The sequence below is a fragment of the Aeromonas taiwanensis genome (genome assembly GCF_000820165.1).
Classification (GTDB): domain Bacteria; phylum Pseudomonadota; class Gammaproteobacteria; order Enterobacterales; family Aeromonadaceae; genus Aeromonas; species Aeromonas taiwanensis.
This window is the reverse complement of sequence record NZ_CDDD01000101.1, coordinates 91,460-105,166: the sequence shown is the minus strand read 5'-3', so window position 1 is coordinate 105,166 and position 13,707 is coordinate 91,460. Positions and strand designations below refer to the sequence as shown.

General features: G+C 61.2%; 17 protein-coding genes. 8 read left to right on the top strand and 9 right to left on the bottom strand.

The window, feature by feature from the left end; translation table 11 throughout:
• Window positions 1-28 precede the first annotated feature (28 nt).
• Window positions 29-1,393: a DNA repair protein RadA gene (radA, locus tag BN1136_RS18135; protein ID WP_043757488.1), complete on the top strand. Its 1,365-nt coding sequence runs from the start codon at window positions 29-31 to the stop codon at window positions 1,391-1,393.
• A 67-nt stretch (window positions 1,394-1,460) separates the two neighbouring features.
• Here radA and BN1136_RS18130 read toward each other — a convergent pair whose 3' ends face one another.
• Together BN1136_RS18130 and BN1136_RS18125 are read right to left on the bottom strand one after the other, a co-directional pair.
• Window positions 1,461-1,850, bottom strand: coding sequence for a PilZ domain-containing protein (locus BN1136_RS18130; protein ID WP_043757491.1), 390 nt, complete (start codon window positions 1,848-1,850; stop codon window positions 1,461-1,463).
• 102 nt (window positions 1,851-1,952) lie between these two features.
• Entirely contained in the window at window positions 1,953-2,435 is a 483-nt protein-coding gene (locus BN1136_RS18125) for an Rsd/AlgQ family anti-sigma factor (protein ID WP_043757493.1), read from the bottom strand.
• Window positions 2,436-2,773: 338 nt separating this feature from the next.
• On the opposite strand from BN1136_RS18125, the gene hupA reads away from it, so the two are divergent.
• Complete coding sequence (gene hupA, locus BN1136_RS18120; RefSeq protein WP_005305063.1) at window positions 2,774-3,046, top strand: nucleoid-associated protein HU-alpha; 273 nt, start codon at window positions 2,774-2,776, stop codon at window positions 3,044-3,046.
• Between the two features lie 113 nt (window positions 3,047-3,159).
• Window positions 3,160-3,585, top strand: coding sequence for a hypothetical protein (locus BN1136_RS18115; RefSeq protein WP_043809030.1), 426 nt, complete (start codon window positions 3,160-3,162; stop codon window positions 3,583-3,585).
• An 88-nt stretch (window positions 3,586-3,673) separates the two neighbouring features.
• Here the strand turns inward: BN1136_RS18115 and BN1136_RS20065 are convergent, their stop codons facing one another.
• Both BN1136_RS20065 and dusA read right to left on the bottom strand, forming a co-directional pair.
• Window positions 3,674-3,823, bottom strand: a complete 150-nt coding sequence (locus BN1136_RS20065; RefSeq protein ID WP_081843590.1) for a hypothetical protein — start codon at window positions 3,821-3,823, stop codon at window positions 3,674-3,676.
• A 2-nt stretch (window positions 3,824-3,825) separates the two neighbouring features.
• Complete coding sequence (gene dusA / locus BN1136_RS18110; protein WP_043757499.1) at window positions 3,826-4,812, bottom strand: tRNA dihydrouridine(20/20a) synthase DusA; 987 nt, start codon at window positions 4,810-4,812, stop codon at window positions 3,826-3,828.
• 136 nt (window positions 4,813-4,948) lie between these two features.
• On the opposite strand from dusA, the gene zur reads away from it, so the two are divergent.
• From zur to BN1136_RS18095, 3 genes are read left to right on the top strand one after another with little or no spacing between them, the layout of a single operon-like run.
• Window positions 4,949-5,407 carry a zinc uptake transcriptional repressor Zur gene (gene zur, locus BN1136_RS18105; protein WP_043757539.1) on the top strand — a complete coding sequence of 153 codons (459 nt, stop codon included), beginning with the start codon at window positions 4,949-4,951 and terminating at the stop codon, window positions 5,405-5,407.
• On the top strand, window positions 5,397-5,858 hold the full coding sequence (locus BN1136_RS18100; RefSeq protein ID WP_043757502.1) for a chemotaxis protein CheX: 462 nt from the start codon (window positions 5,397-5,399) through the stop codon (window positions 5,856-5,858). The genes zur and BN1136_RS18100 overlap by 11 nt, the downstream gene beginning before the upstream one ends.
• 5 nt (window positions 5,859-5,863) lie before the next feature.
• The gene (locus BN1136_RS18095; RefSeq protein ID WP_043757505.1) at window positions 5,864-6,091 is read left to right on the top strand and encodes an immunoglobulin domain-containing protein; all 228 of its coding nucleotides are present in this window, start codon (window positions 5,864-5,866) and stop codon (window positions 6,089-6,091) included.
• 103 nt (window positions 6,092-6,194) lie between these two features.
• On the opposite strand, the gene brnQ is transcribed toward BN1136_RS18095, so the two are convergent.
• Together brnQ and BN1136_RS18085 are read right to left on the bottom strand one after the other, a co-directional pair.
• Window positions 6,195-7,457 carry a branched-chain amino acid transport system II carrier protein gene (gene brnQ, locus BN1136_RS18090; RefSeq protein WP_043757542.1) on the bottom strand — a complete coding sequence of 421 codons (1,263 nt, stop codon included), beginning with the start codon at window positions 7,455-7,457 and terminating at the stop codon, window positions 6,195-6,197.
• Window positions 7,458-7,692: 235 nt separating this feature from the next.
• Window positions 7,693-8,403 carry a tRNA1(Val) (adenine(37)-N6)-methyltransferase gene (locus BN1136_RS18085; RefSeq protein ID WP_043757508.1) on the bottom strand — a complete coding sequence of 237 codons (711 nt, stop codon included), beginning with the start codon at window positions 8,401-8,403 and terminating at the stop codon, window positions 7,693-7,695.
• 127 nt (window positions 8,404-8,530) lie between these two features.
• On the opposite strand from BN1136_RS18085, the gene srmB reads away from it, so the two are divergent.
• Window positions 8,531-9,751: an ATP-dependent RNA helicase SrmB gene (srmB, locus tag BN1136_RS18080; RefSeq protein WP_043757511.1), complete on the top strand. Its 1,221-nt coding sequence runs from the start codon at window positions 8,531-8,533 to the stop codon at window positions 9,749-9,751.
• 191 nt (window positions 9,752-9,942) lie between these two features.
• Here the strand turns inward: srmB and yaaA are convergent, their stop codons facing one another.
• The 3 genes from yaaA to tapT are packed head-to-tail and all read right to left on the bottom strand — an operon-like array spanning window position 9,943 to window position 12,917.
• Window positions 9,943-10,716, bottom strand: a complete 774-nt coding sequence (yaaA, locus tag BN1136_RS18075; protein WP_043757514.1) for a peroxide stress protein YaaA — start codon at window positions 10,714-10,716, stop codon at window positions 9,943-9,945.
• Between the two features lie 33 nt (window positions 10,717-10,749).
• On the bottom strand, window positions 10,750-11,859 hold the full coding sequence (locus BN1136_RS18070; RefSeq protein ID WP_043757517.1) for a PilT/PilU family type 4a pilus ATPase: 1,110 nt from the start codon (window positions 11,857-11,859) through the stop codon (window positions 10,750-10,752).
• Window positions 11,860-11,882: 23 nt separating this feature from the next.
• The gene (gene tapT / locus BN1136_RS18065) at window positions 11,883-12,917 is read right to left on the bottom strand and encodes a type IVa pilus ATPase TapT (protein WP_043757522.1); all 1,035 of its coding nucleotides are present in this window, start codon (window positions 12,915-12,917) and stop codon (window positions 11,883-11,885) included.
• 39 nt (window positions 12,918-12,956) lie between these two features.
• On the opposite strand from tapT, the gene BN1136_RS18060 reads away from it, so the two are divergent.
• The gene (locus tag BN1136_RS18060) at window positions 12,957-13,664 is read left to right on the top strand and encodes a YggS family pyridoxal phosphate-dependent enzyme (RefSeq protein WP_043757526.1); all 708 of its coding nucleotides are present in this window, start codon (window positions 12,957-12,959) and stop codon (window positions 13,662-13,664) included.
• Window positions 13,665-13,707 lie beyond the last annotated feature (43 nt).

Here is a 13,707-nt window from a genome sequence, read left to right as displayed (position 1 = left end):
AGGAATTCATCCTGTCCCCGAGTTATCCATGGCCAAAAACAAAACCGCCTATGTTTGTTCCGAATGTGGTGCCGCCTTCAGCCGCTGGCAAGGCCAGTGTGGCGAGTGCAAGGAGTGGAACACCATCACCGAGGTGAGACTGGGGGTTGCGACACCCGGCAAGAGCGCCCGCTACACCGGTTATGCCGGTGCCATCGGCAGTCAGGTGCAGACGCTGGCGGAGATCGCCACGACCGAGATCCCCCGCTTCAGCTCGGGCTTCAAGGAGCTGGATCGGGTGCTTGGGGGCGGTGTAGTGCCCGGTTCTGCCATCCTGATCGGCGGCAATCCCGGGGCGGGCAAGTCGACCCTGCTGTTGCAGACCATGTGCGGGTTGGCGGAGCGCATGAAGACCCTGTATGTCACCGGCGAGGAGTCGCTGCAGCAGGTGGCCATGCGTGCCAGTCGTCTGGGCCTGCCCACCGACAAGCTGCGCATGCTGTCGGAGACCAGTGTCGAGCAGATCTGCCTCATCGCCCAGCAGGAGCAGCCCCAGATCATGGTCATCGACTCCATCCAGGTGATGCACGTGGCGGACGTGCAGTCCGCGCCGGGCTCCGTCTCCCAGGTGCGGGAGGCGGCCGCCCTGCTGACCCGCTATGCCAAGCAGAACCACGTGGCCATCTTCATGGTGGGCCATGTCACCAAGGACGGCACCCTGGCCGGTCCCAAGGTGCTGGAGCACTGCATCGACTGCTCCGTGCTGCTGGATGGCGGGCATGACTCCCGTTTCCGGACCCTGCGTTCCCACAAGAACCGCTTCGGCGCGGTCAACGAGCTCGGCGTCTTTGCCATGACGGGGCAGGGAATGAAGGAGGTGAGCAACCCCTCCGCCATCTTCCTGAGCCGCGGGGAGGAGCAGGCTCCGGGATCCATCGTCATGGTGATCTGGGAGGGAACCCGTCCCCTGCTGGTGGAGCTGCAGGCGCTGGTGGACTACTCCCAGCTCTCCAATCCGCGCCGTGTGGCGGTGGGCATGGATCACAACCGTCTCGCCATGCTGCTGGCGGTGCTGCATCGCCACGGCGGGTTGCAGATGGCGGATCAGGACGTCTTCATCAACGTGGTCGGCGGGGTCAAGGTCGAGGAGACCAGCGCGGATCTGGCACTGCTGCTGGCCATGGTCTCCAGCTTCCGGGATCAGGCCCTGCCCAAGGATCTGGTGGTCTTTGGGGAGGTGGGATTGTCCGGCGAGATCCGGCCCGTGCCCTCCGGTCAGGAGCGGCTGCAGGAGGCGGCCAAGCACGGCTTCCGCAGAGCCATAGTGCCCCACGCCAATGCCCCCAAGCATCCCATCGAGGGGATGGAGGTGGTGCCGGTGAAGAAGCTCTCCGATGCCCTCGAGGCCTTGTGAGACAAAGCAAAAAGTGATGGAAAACAAAAGGAGCGTCGAGACGCTCCTTTTTGTTCTCTGACCCTTGTCAGGGCGCGGTCGGGGGAATGTGCTCCCTGTGCTCTTGCAGCAGTTGTTCCAGCTCGCGATAGAGCAGCTGCTCCTCCCCTATGTTCAGCTCGATCATCCGCTTGAGATGGGTCGCGCTGTCGATGTCGATGTGGTGGCAATAGAAACCGAGCTTCTTGCTGGCCACGTGGGTCAGCTCGACCTGCATCCTTATCTCGATGTCGCTGCCCCCCAGCATGAAGCTGATCTCGTACTCCTTGTCGTCGCCGGGGGACCACTCCTCGGGCCTGAGCAGCAGGGCTCCCTGCAGGGAGACATCGACCAGCTGGGTGTGCCACCGGTTCGCGCCCTGGGTGAGCTTGGCGGCGGTCAAATAGAAGATGCGTGTAAAGTGGCGGCGCTCGGCCATGGTCGTCTCCGGTCTGCGTGCGAGCACAGGGCTAGTCGTTCATGTCCCAGAGTGTAATGCAGCTGGCACATCAGGATCTTGAACTGGCTCCGGTATTGGCTATCAGACCCGCTGATGACTGAGGGACTCGACGACCTGCAACGCCTTGACCAGTCTGTCTTCCTGCTTGAACCTGTCCTCCAGGACGGGCCCCAGCTGATTCAGATCTTCGTCGAGTTGCAGCAGCTGGGCCTCGTCGGCATTGCTGTACTTGTCGTTGAATTCCAGTGCGAACTCGGTGCAGGCCCGGATGTGGGGGTAGATGCGCTTGGCCAGTTCCAGCTTGTCGCCGCTGGCCTGCTCGAAGGCGGTAACCACGTGGTTGTAGATCTCGAAATGACCGGCGCTGACGTAGTCGACCAGCTGTTCGCAGAAGCGTTGCAGCTCGACATGGCCGGGAAGGGAGCGTTGTTTGGCGCGGGTCGGCATGAGCCCGGCGAGCCGCATGTACTCGACCAGCAACGCCTGCCTGGCATCCAGCCAGTCGTCTATCGCTCTGTGCTTGCCTGCCAGTGCGCGCTTGGTTTTTTCCAGTTCAGTTAACATAGTCCCTCCATGGGCATGGCCTGCGACACCCTGGCCGCACGCCTCCGGTCATTCTCATCGACTGACGACACTCCTATAACTAGGGAAAATCCTGTTGACCGTCAATAGGAGTGTAGGGATATTGTTACATCAGGCAGGGGGCCGCATACAAGTCTCCGCCGGATTCTCGCGTCCCGTCACCCATCTGGAAGGCAAAGGGACGAGATATGTGACTATTTCCGCAGATCTTGATGAAAACCCCAGCATTCAAGCCAATCCGGCTGATAAAGCCTTTGCCTGAGTGTTTTTTTTTGAATAGAGTGGCCCGGTGCTAAATGCCCGATCATAAAGGAAATGTTATGAACAAAGCTCAACTTGTCGATGCAATTGCCGCCAAAGCAGACCTGAGCAAAGCTCAGGCCAAAGTCGCTCTGGAAGAGATCATCAATGGTATTACCCAGAGCCTGAAAGAGGGCGATGCCGTTCAGTTGGTGGGTTTTGGTACCTTCAAGGTCAACCATCGCGCGGGCCGCACCGGTCGCAACCCGCAGACTGGCAAAGAGATCCAGATTGCAGCCGCCAATGTGCCGTCCTTTGTGGCAGGCAAGGCGCTGAAAGACGCCGTCAAGTAATCGCGTTAAGTAATCAAATGAAACCCGGCACCTGCCGGGTTTTTTCTTGCCATCTTCATTGGAATTGGTTTCAGATACACTCAGGATATGGCATGCGCTGTAGTGAGGTGGATATGGAACAGAAGAATGCCATTCGGCAGGTGGCCATCCCCTGGGCCCCCGCTCGCCAGCTTCCCCCCGGCCTGGTGGTGGCCGAGCTGCACCAGGACATCTGGAGCGATACCCTGATCGTCATGCTGGGTCGCGCCCGTAGCATCGACCTGCCGCCACAGCCCATGTGCCGGGTCAGCTTCCGCCACATCTTCGCGGTGAGGGTGATGGAGGACTGTGATCTGGCGGAAGGGCGTGACAGCCACGTCATCGAGGAGCAGATCCAGCTGATCACCCCGTCCCGTTTCGCCAGCTGGTTCCATCAGGAATCCGATGGCCTGCATCTGGATGAAGACTTGCAGCACTATCGCATCTCGACCTGGGATTACTGCGCCGACGTGCTGACCTCTTCTCCCCCGGAGCTACAATTCGTGGCGCTGGAGGAGTGAGCCTGGCCCAGAATGGTCCGCGCCGCAGACAAAAAAGCCGGAGCATCGCTGCTCCGGCTTTTACTTGTCTCTATCTTGTCAGCCAGGGTCAGCCCAGGATCTGATCCCGGTGCAGCCCCAGCACGATCAGCAGTCCGATGAAGTAGAAGGCGCTGAGCTTGATGCCCAGGATGGCGAGCAGGCCGGCACAGAGGCGGACCAGCGCCTTGTGCAGCCAGGAACCGGTGAAGCGATACATGCTTATTCCACCGAGTCGGCTGGCGCGAATTCCGGCACCTTGGCCATGGCGTCCAGCACCACCTGGATGTCGGCCCCGGGCTTGCAGGCGTTTTCGCTGAGATGACGGCGCCAGGCACGGGCGCCCTGCATGTTCTGGAACAGGCCCAGCATGTGGCGCGTCATGTGGGAGAGGTAGTTGCCCTTGGCCAGCTCCTGCTCCATATAGGGCAGCATCATCCGCACCACCTCGTGGCGGCTTGGCACCTCGCCGGTCATGCCGAAGATCCGGTTGTCGACCTCGGCCAGGATGTAGGGGTTCTGGTAGGCCTCGCGTCCCATCATGACCCCGTCGAGGTGTTGCAGGTGTTCGAGGGACTGCTCCAGGCTGGTGACGCCCCCGTTGATGGCGATGGTCAGATCCGGATAATCTCGCTTGACCTGGTAGACGCGGGGGTAGTCCAGCGGCGGGATCTCGCGGTTCTCTTTCGGACTCAGGCCGCTCAGCCAGGCCTTGCGGGCGTGGACGATAAAGGTATCGCAGCCGGCATCCCGCACTTGCTCGATGAAAGCCTGCAAAAACTCGTAGGAGTCCTGCTCGTCGATGCCGATGCGGGTCTTCACGGTCACCGGAATATCCACCACGTCGCGCATCGCCTTGATGCAGTCGGCCACCAGGGCGGGTTCGCCCATCAGGCAGGCGCCGAAGCGGCCGTTCTGGACACGATCAGACGGGCAACCCACGTTGAGGTTGACCTCGTCATAGCCACGCTCCTCGGCCAACCTGGCACAGCGAGCCAGATCCGCCGGGTTGCTGCCACCCAGTTGCAAGGCGATGGGGTGCTCCTGCTCGCTGTAGCCCAGGTAGTCCCCCTTGCCGTGGATGATGGCGCCCGTGGTTACCATCTCGGTATAGAGCAGGGTCTGACGGGTCATCAGACGGTGGAAGTAACGGCAATGCCGATCGGTCCAGTCCAGCATGGGGGCGATGGAGAAGCGCTGCGCCTGCATAAAAATCATCCGGGTTGGCCAAACAAGGGGGCGGATTCTACCACAACGTGAGACAGGCTCCGAAAATGAATTTTGTCCCCGCGCCAGGGAGGCCCTGTGATAGTATCCGGCTAATTGACAGGGTATCTGCGTGAACATGAATCAAGACCAACTTCTACAACGAGCGGAGCGCCTCTGCGAGCAGCGCGGGATCCGTTTCACTCCGACCCGGCGCCAGGTGTTCCGGCTGCTTGCCGCCCATGGCAATGCCATCAGCGCCTATGATCTGCTGGCCCAGTTGCAGCAGACCGAGGCCCATGCCAAGCCCCCTACCGTCTATCGGGCCCTCGACTTTCTGCTCGAGCAGGGATTTGCCCACAAGGTGGAGTCGCTCAACGCCTTCATCTTCTGCTGCCACTTCGACCATGCCCATCCGATGCAGCTGCTGATCTGCGATCGCTGCAAGGAGGTGGTGGAGCTGCACGATCCGGCCATCGACGCCGCCTTTTCCGAGCAGGCTCGCCTGCATGGTTTTACTATTACCAACAAGACCATAGAAGCCCATGGTCAATGTGCGAGCTGCTCTGCCACCGTAGGGAGTCAAGATGAAGGCTGATTTTGTAAACCCGTTCCTGCTCTCCCTGCTCAACGTGCTCTCCACCATGGCGCAGCTGGAGCTTAAACCCGGTGCCCCCAAGCGCAAGACGGACGAGCTGGCGCGGGGGGACGTCTCCGGCCTCATCGGCATGGTGGGTCCGCAGACCCGGGGCTCCCTCTCCATCAGCTTCGAGAAGGGGCTGGCGCTGGAGATCATGCGCCGCATGCTGGGGGAAGCGCCGACCACCATCAATGAGGAAGTGACCGACATGGTGGGCGAGATCACCAATATGGTGACGGGCGGCGCCAAGCGCATGCTGGGGGAGAAGGGGTATGAGTTCGACATGGCGACCCCCGTCATCGTCTCCGGTCCCAATCATACCATCACTCACCGGGCCGACGGCGCCAAGATCATGATGCCGTTCGACTCTGAGTATGGCCGTGCCACCATCGAGATCTGCTTCGAGTAACCGCCATGTGGAAGATGCTGAAATGGAGTTTCATCGGTGGGGTCGTGCTGCTCATCATGTCGGACATCGAGATCAGCACCTCCATCTACAAGTACGAAGACAACAGCGTGGAGATCAACTTCCCGCGCTGGCAGGCCGATCAGCCCTGGTGCACCCTGCGCTGGCATGCCGGTCGGATTGAGCACCACTGGTACGGCCTGGCCGGCAAGCCCAAGCCGGTGTCCCTGCTCTGATCCCCTGTCGATAGGGGGCGCGTTCCCGTCCCCATGATCACTCAAAAAAAAGAGGCCAGCGGATGCTGGCCTCTTTTTTTATCTGGTTTGTGATGTCGTGATATCAGGCGGCTTCGGCAGCCAGTTTATCGCCACCGCGCACCATGACACCCAGACCGCAGGCCAGCAGGGTCGGCAGTAACCAGGCCAGGCCCTTGTCAAACAGCGGCAGGAAGGCGAATGCATCCATCTTCATGCCGGCAGCACCCAGGCCGTCCAGGCAGCCAAACAGGAAGGCGACCAGCAGCACGGAGCGGAACACCAGGCGGGGACGGCCGAAGTAACCCTTCAGGAAGGTGACCAGCACCAGTGCCACGGCAACCGGGTAGATGGCGACCAGTACCGGGATGGAGAGGCTGATGAGCTGGCTCAGGCCCACGTTGGCCACCACGGCGCAGATGACGCCCAGCAAGACCACCAGTTTCTTGTAGCTCATGCCGGTGAGGTTGTGGAAGAAGTCGGAACAGGCGGAGATCAGACCCACGGCGGTGGTGAAGCAGGCCAGGGTGATGATGGCGGCCAGAATGAACTGACCGGGCTGTCCGAACAGGCTCAGCACATAGGCGTTGACGATGGCACCGCCATTGGTCACGTCGGTGGCGACGCCGGCAGCGGTGTTGCCGAGCTGGAACAGGGAGACATAGACCACGGACAGGCCGATGGCGGAGATGATGCCCGCGATGGCCAGGTACTTGAACTGGCTCTGGTAGTCGTTGATGCCTTTCTGGCGCAGCAGATCGACGATCAGGGCGCCAAACATCAGGGACGCCAGAGTATCCATGGTGTTGTAGCCTTCCAGGATGCCCTTCACGAAAGGCGCGCTCTGGTAGTCACCGGATGCGGCGGGCATGGTGCCCTGGGGGGCGACGAAGACGCCGATGGCCAGGGTCAGCAGCAGCACCATCAGGACCGGGGTCAAGTACTTGCCGATGGCGTCCATCAGCTTGCCCTGGTTGAGAGAGACCAGGATGGCGACCCCGAAGAAGAGCACGGTATAAGCGGCCAGACCGGATTGGCCCATGTCGCCGAGGAAGGGCTTGAGGCCCATTTCATAGGCGACCAGGCCGGTGCGGGGGGCGGCAAAGGCCGGGCCTATGATGATGTAGATGGCGACGGCCAGTGCGGTGGCCACGCCTGCGGGCAGCAGCTTGGTCATGCCGGCCCAGCCGTTGCCGGCCTTGGCGACGGCGATGATGGTGATGAGGGGCAGACCCACGGCGGTAACCAGGAAGCCCAGCATGGCCAGGGAGAGGTGCTCACCGGCCATGAAGCCGGCCAGGGGCGGGAAGATGATGTTGCCTGCGCCCAGATAGAAGGCGAAGGTCATGAAGCCCAATCCGAGTACGTCGGACAATGTGAGTGATTTCGTCAAGTTCAACCTCGTCTGTCTTGTAAACTATTGCTTGTTATAGTTTTTTATTGGTCAGTGACCGGTACTGTTCGGGGGTAAAAAAAAGAGCCCCGCTGATTTTTTCATCACGACCAGTGGTTTGAACTGGTCTTGAGCGGGCGCTCATTTGGTAGTCAGCATAATGATGTGAAAAAATAGTTCAAGGCAAAATTTACATCTTCAAATAGAAGGGGCTGGTTAGTTGGATGTATCTGTCGGAATAGGTTCCATCAGCAGAATGGATCACAATTTCACCCCTCTCGCACTTGTTTAATCCTCTGCCAAGCAGCAATAAAACACGATTTGCCTCTTTTCCGGCCCTGGTGATAACAGCTGTATAACAAACGGCGTGCAGATCATAACTCGACGAAATGCATAAAATTTCATCCGCCATCGCCGTGGGCAGCACCAGAGCCAGCAGACCATCCTGACTCAAAAGGCGCTGGCTGGCGGCCAGCAATTCGCGGGGACCCAGCGCCCCCGTATGGCGTGCCAGCGCCCTTGCCGGGTCGCTAAATGTCTGGCCTGCCACGAAGTAGGGGGGGTTGGAGACGATGAGGTCGTAGGGGGTGGCACTATAGTCCTGGATGGCGCTCTCTATGATGTTGACCCGGCCGTGCCAGGGGGAGGCCGCCACGTTCTCCCTGGCTTGTTCGGCTGCATCTTTGTCCAGCTCGACCCCGTCAATCATGCAATGGTCGGCGGTGCGCTGGGCCAGCATCAGGGTTATGAGGCCGCTGCCGGCCCCGATGTCCAGCACACGGCGGGCACCGGCAACGGGGGCCCAGGCCCCCAGCAGGATGCCGTCGGTCCCCACCTTCATGGCGCAACGGTCGTGATCGATGTGAAATTGCTTGAAGGTAAAACCGCTGTTTCGTCCCATCCGGCTCCCGTCCTGTGCCTGCCCGCAGAAAATGGTCGGCGATTATAGCGGCTAAGACACAGTCACCATAGGAGCCGACGACATAATCGCCTATAATCTGCCGTTTCCTTAATGACCGAGTATTGCCATGAGCCAGTCCTTTGATGATTTCGACCTGAATCCAGCCCTCAGCCGGGCCTTGGCCGAGATGGGATTCACCCGCCCCACCACCATCCAGCAGATGGTGCTGGAGCCAGCCCTGGACGGCCGCGATATTCTGGCATCCGCCCCGACGGGGACCGGCAAGACCGCCGCCTTCCTGTTGCCGGCCATGCAGCACCTGCTGGATTTCCCGCGCCGCAAGCCGGGCCCCTGCCGCATGCTGATCCTGACCCCGACCCGCGAGCTGGCACTGCAGGTGAGCGCCCACGCCAAGGCGCTGGCGGTGCACACCCATCTCAGCATCGAGACCATCATCGGCGGTGTGAGCCACGAAGAGCAGCTGCCCGCCCTGACCAAGACCACCGACATCGTGGTGGCGACCCCGGGCCGTCTGCTCGAGTACATCGAGAAAGAGGAGTTCGAGAGCCACGACATCGAGGTGCTGGTGCTGGATGAAGCGGACCGCATGCTGGACATGGGCTTCATCAAGGACGTGAACCGCATCGTGGAAGAGGCGCGCTACCGCAAGCACACCATGCTCTTCTCCGCCACTCTGGAAGGGGCCGGTCTCGAGAAGTTTGCGAGCGAGATCCTCAAAGATCCGGTCGAGCTGCACGCCGAGCCGCCCCGCAGCGAACGCCGCCCCATCACCCAGTGGGTCCACCTGGCGGACGACGCCGCCCACAAGCTGGCCCTGCTGGTGCACATCCTGAAGAACCCGGAAACCCAGAAGGCCATCATCTTCGTCAAGACCCGCGAGCGATTGGCGGAGCTCTCCGGCCAGCTGCAGGCGGCGGGCGTGCCCTGCGCCTGGATCCGCGGCGAGATGGAGCAGGCCAAGCGCATCGAGTCGATCCGCAAGTTCCATGAAGGGGAGGTGCCCTTCCTCATCGCCACCGACGTGGCCGCCCGTGGCATCGATCTGCCGAACGTCAGTCATGTCATCAACTACGACATGCCCTACGGCGCCGATGTCTATGTGCACCGCATCGGCCGTACCGGCCGTGCCGGCAACCGCGGCTGCGCCATCAGCCTGGTGGAAGCCCACGACATGGCCATGGTGGCCAAGATCGAACGCTACACCGAGGAGCGCCTCAAGCGCCGGGTGATCGACGAGCTGCGCCCCAAGCACAAGGAGGCGCGAGTGCCGGTGAAGAAGAAAAAGCCGAAGGATGCCAAGAAGTCGGCGAAGAAGAAAAAGAAGTAATGCCCCAGAACGCAGCTGCAACGGCCATCCTCGGATGGCCGTTTTGCTGCCTGCTGCCGGGCGGGCCAGCACCGGGATGCAGCGGGCAGAAAAAAGCCGACGCATGAACGTCGGCCAACAAAAAGTGCTTACAACAGAGGATTCACAGAGTCAGACCCGAGGATCCCTGACTTGGTTCCCTCCGTTTGTAATTAATTTTCAGCGCGCTTGAACATCAGCGTGCTGGCATCGGACTCTTCCGGCACGAAGTAGTAGCCTTCGGCGTCGAAGCCCGTCAGCTGCTCCACCCTGGTCAGGCGGTGCTTGATGATGTGGCGGGCCATCATGCCGCGCGCCTTCTTGGCGTAGAAGCTGATGATCTTGAACTGGCCGTTCTTCTCGTCCTTGAACACCGGCGTGACGATGCGCCCCTGCAGGGATTTCGGGCGTACCGATTTGAAATATTCGTCAGAGGCGAGGTTGATCAGCACGTCGTCCCCCTGGGCCGCCAGCGCCTTGTTCAGGTGCGCAGTGATGATGTCGCCCCAGAACTGGTAGAGATCCTTGCCACGAGCGTTGTCCAGGCGAATGCCCATCTCAAGGCGATAGGGCATCATCAGGTCCAGCGGGCGCAGTACCCCGTACAGGCCGGAGAGCATACGCAGATGGTTCTGGGCGAAGTCGAGATCACCGTCGCTGAAGTCGTCCACCGCGAGCCCGGTGTAGACATCCCCCTTGAAGGCCAGCAAGGCCTGGCGGGCATTGGCCGGGGTGAAGTCCGGCTGCCACTCAGCAAACCGGGCAGCGTTGAGGCCGGCCAGCTTGTCGCTGATCTTCATCAGGCTGGCGATCTGGTCCGGGCTCAGCTCGCGGGCCCGCGTTATCAGCTCGGCGGAGTGGTCCAGCAGCTCGGGTTGGGTGAAACGGGACGTCACCAGAGGCGACTCGTAATCCAGCGTCTTGGCCGGGGAAACCACAATCAGCATAACTCTCCTTTCATTGCGGTGACGGACGCCCCCTCATTCATCCAGGGTGACGTTGTCGAGTGTGCCGGCTCCCAGTTGCTCGCGACCGGACAGCTTGATGAGCAGCCGCAGGTCATTGGCGGAGTCGGCATGGGCAAGGGCCTCACTGTAGCCAATTTGGCCGGCGCAGAACAGGGTGAACAGCGCCTGATCGAAGGTCTGCATGCCGAGTTCGCTGGATTTGGTCATCACCTCCTTGAGCCGCTGCATCTCCCCCTTGCGGATGATGTCGGTGATGAGAGGCGTGTTGAGCAGGATCTCGAAGGCGGCGACGCGGCGTTGCCCATGGACGGCGGGCAGCAGCTGCTGTGCGACGATGGCGCGCAAGTTGAAGGAGAGATCGAACAGGAACTGGCGGTGCTTCTCCTGCGGCACCAGGTGGAGAATGCGATCGAGTGCCTGGTTGGCGTTGTTGGCGTGCAGGGTGGCGAGGCAGAGGTGACCGGTCTCGGCGAACTGGATGGCGAACTCCATGGTCTCCTGGGAGCGGATCTCGCCGAGGAGGATGACGTCCGGCGCCTGGCGCAGGGAGTTCTTGAGCGCTGTGTCGAAGGATTCGGTGTCTATCCCCACCTCCCGCTGGGTCACCAGGCAGCGATCGTGCTGATGGACGAATTCCACCGGATCCTCCACCGTCAGGATGTGGCCCTCGCCGTGCTGGTTGCGGTAACCGATCATGGCCGCCTGGGTGGTGGACTTGCCGGCGCCCGTGGCCCCGACGAACAGCACCAGCCCGCGCTTGGCCATGACGACGTCCTGCAGTATGGAGGGCAGCATCAGCTCGTCAAAGGTGGGGATCTTGGTCTCGATGCGGCGCAGCACCATGCCCGGCATATCCTGCTGCCAGAAGGCGCTGACCCGGAACCGGCCGAGGGCTGCCCGCTGGATGGCGCAGTTGGCCTCCCGGGTGCGGGTGTAGTGCTCAAAGTGGGCCTGATCCAGACTCTCCTTGACCAGGGCCAGCGCCGCTTCCCTGTCCAGCGGTTTATCGCCGAGGGGGACGAAGCGCCCGTTCACCTTGAGGGTGGGAGGGGCATCGACGGTGATGAAGAGATCCGAGCCCTTCTGTTCAACCAGTGCTGCGAGCAGAACATCCATGTTCATAGCGTCTCCTTGGGTGTGCTGGCTTAAATGGTGTTGGGATCGACCGCCTTGGCCTTGGCATCGAGGGCGGCGACTATGCCCCGATTGACGAGCTGCTTGAGGCTCTGATCCATGGTCTGCATGCCGTGGGTCATCCCGGTCTGGATGACGGAGTAGAGCTGGGCCACCTTGTCTTCCCGGATGAGGTTTCGCACCGCCGGGATGCCCATCATGATCTCGTGGGCCGCCACCCGGCCGCCGCCGATCCGCTTGAGCAGGGTCTGGGAGATGACCGCCCGCAGGGATTCGGAGAGCATGGAGCGCACCATGTCTTTCTCCGAGCCCGGGAAGACGTCGATGATACGGTCTATGGTCTTGGCCGCCGAGGAGGTATGCAGGGTGCCAAACACCAGATGACCGGTTTCGGCCGCCGTCATGGCGAGGCGAATGGTCTCGAGGTCGCGCATTTCCCCCACCAGTATGATGTCCGGGTCTTCACGCAGGGCCGAGCGCAGGGCATTGCTGAAGCTCTTGGTGTCGCGGTGCACCTCCCGCTGATTGACCAGGCAGCGCTTGTTCTCGTGCACGAATTCGATGGGATCCTCGATGGTGAGGATGTGGTGGTGGAAGTTGTCGTTGATGTAATCGACCATGGCCGCCAGGGTGGTGGATTTGCCCGAGCCGGTCGGTCCGGTCACCAGCACCAGGCCGCGGGGAAATTCAGCTATCTGCTTGAATATCCTCGGGGCCTCCAGATCGTCCAGGGTCAGGACAGTGCTCGGGATGGTCCGAAACACCGCGCCCGAACCGCGGGCCTGCTGGAAGGCGTTGACCCGGAAACGCGCCATGCCGGGCACCTCGAAGGAGAAGTCCACTTCGAAGTTCTCCTCCAGCTCCTTGCGCTGGTGGTCGTTCATGATGTCGTAGATGAGGGCGTGAACTTCCCGGTGTTCCAGGGCGGGCAAATTGATCTTGCGAACCTCTCCGTCAACCCTGATCATCGGAGGAACCCCGGCGGAGAGGTGTAGATCCGAGGCCTTATGCTTTACACTGAATGCCAATAACTCTGTGATATCCATAGATTTGTTATTCTCCCATCACAAGATCACGAACGAAATATGAGCCAGATTGCCCAGCACCTGCTTCAGGTAAAGGAACGTATTGTAGAGGCCGCCCGGCGCGTCGGCCGTGGCGCCGATCACATCCAGTTGCTTGCGGTCAGCAAGACCAAGCCGCTGGTGGACATCCAGGCCGCCTATGCCGCCGGACAACGGCGCTTTGGCGAATCCTATGCCCAGGAGGCGGCGCTCAAGATAGATACCCTGCGCGAGCAGGCCGCCTGTACAGACATAGAGTGGCACTTTATCGGCCCGCTGCAATCGAACAAGTCCAAACTGGTGGCGGAGCGGTTCGACTGGGTGCAAAGCGTCGATCGCGACAAGCTCATCGAGCGGCTCAACAGCCAGCGTCCTGCCGGGTTGGCACCGCTAAATGTCTGTCTGCAAATCAATATTAGCGGAGAGAGCAGCAAATCCGGTACGTCGGAGCAAGAGATTTTCCGTCTGGCCGCCCTGGTGGCCCGCAGCGAGCGGCTGGTGCTGCGCGGTCTGATGGCCATTCCGGAGCACACCCGGGACCAGGTGGTCCTCGCTGCCCAGATGGCGCGCATGCAGGCTCTGTTCACCGAGCTTGCGCAACAATATCCGAGCGTCGACACCCTTTCGATGGGCATGACCGAGGACCTCGAGCTCGCCATCGCCCATGGCAGCACCATGGTGCGGGTCGGTACCGCCATCTTCGGCGCCCGCGACTATTCACAGGCATGACACAGACAAGGGCTCGCACCAGGATGCGCGGGCTCCCCATTCA

Bases quoted from the DNA above. Each gene is read 5' to 3' on its own strand.
- dusA (WP_043757499.1), bottom strand. From the start codon at position 4,812: ATGCAGGCGCAGCGCTTCTCCATCGCCCCCATGCTGGACTGGACCGAT.
- BN1136_RS18095 (WP_043757505.1), top strand. From the start codon at position 5,864: ATGTGGAAGATGCTGAAATGGAGTTTCATCGGTGGGGTCGTGCTGCTC.
- zur (WP_043757539.1), top strand. From the start codon at position 4,949: ATGAATCAAGACCAACTTCTACAACGAGCGGAGCGCCTCTGCGAGCAG.
- BN1136_RS18130 (WP_043757491.1), bottom strand. From the start codon at position 1,850: ATGGCCGAGCGCCGCCACTTTACACGCATCTTCTATTTGACCGCCGCC.
- BN1136_RS18100 (WP_043757502.1), top strand. From the start codon at position 5,397: ATGAAGGCTGATTTTGTAAACCCGTTCCTGCTCTCCCTGCTCAACGTG.
- brnQ (WP_043757542.1), bottom strand. From the start codon at position 7,457: ATGACCTTCGCCTTCTATCTGGGCGCAGGCAACATCATCTTCCCGCCC.
- hupA (WP_005305063.1), top strand. From the start codon at position 2,774: ATGAACAAAGCTCAACTTGTCGATGCAATTGCCGCCAAAGCAGACCTG.
- tapT (WP_043757522.1), bottom strand. From the start codon at position 12,917: ATGGATATCACAGAGTTATTGGCATTCAGTGTAAAGCATAAGGCCTCG.
- BN1136_RS18060 (WP_043757526.1), top strand. From the start codon at position 12,957: ATGAGCCAGATTGCCCAGCACCTGCTTCAGGTAAAGGAACGTATTGTA.
- yaaA (WP_043757514.1), bottom strand. From the start codon at position 10,716: ATGCTGATTGTGGTTTCCCCGGCCAAGACGCTGGATTACGAGTCGCCT.
- BN1136_RS18070 (WP_043757517.1), bottom strand. From the start codon at position 11,859: ATGAACATGGATGTTCTGCTCGCAGCACTGGTTGAACAGAAGGGCTCG.
- BN1136_RS18125 (WP_043757493.1), bottom strand. From the start codon at position 2,435: ATGTTAACTGAACTGGAAAAAACCAAGCGCGCACTGGCAGGCAAGCAC.
- BN1136_RS18085 (WP_043757508.1), bottom strand. From the start codon at position 8,403: ATGGGACGAAACAGCGGTTTTACCTTCAAGCAATTTCACATCGATCAC.
- BN1136_RS18115 (WP_043809030.1), top strand. From the start codon at position 3,160: ATGGAACAGAAGAATGCCATTCGGCAGGTGGCCATCCCCTGGGCCCCC.
- radA (WP_043757488.1), top strand. From the start codon at position 29: ATGGCCAAAAACAAAACCGCCTATGTTTGTTCCGAATGTGGTGCCGCC.
- srmB (WP_043757511.1), top strand. From the start codon at position 8,531: ATGAGCCAGTCCTTTGATGATTTCGACCTGAATCCAGCCCTCAGCCGG.
- BN1136_RS20065 (WP_081843590.1), bottom strand. From the start codon at position 3,823: ATGTATCGCTTCACCGGTTCCTGGCTGCACAAGGCGCTGGTCCGCCTC.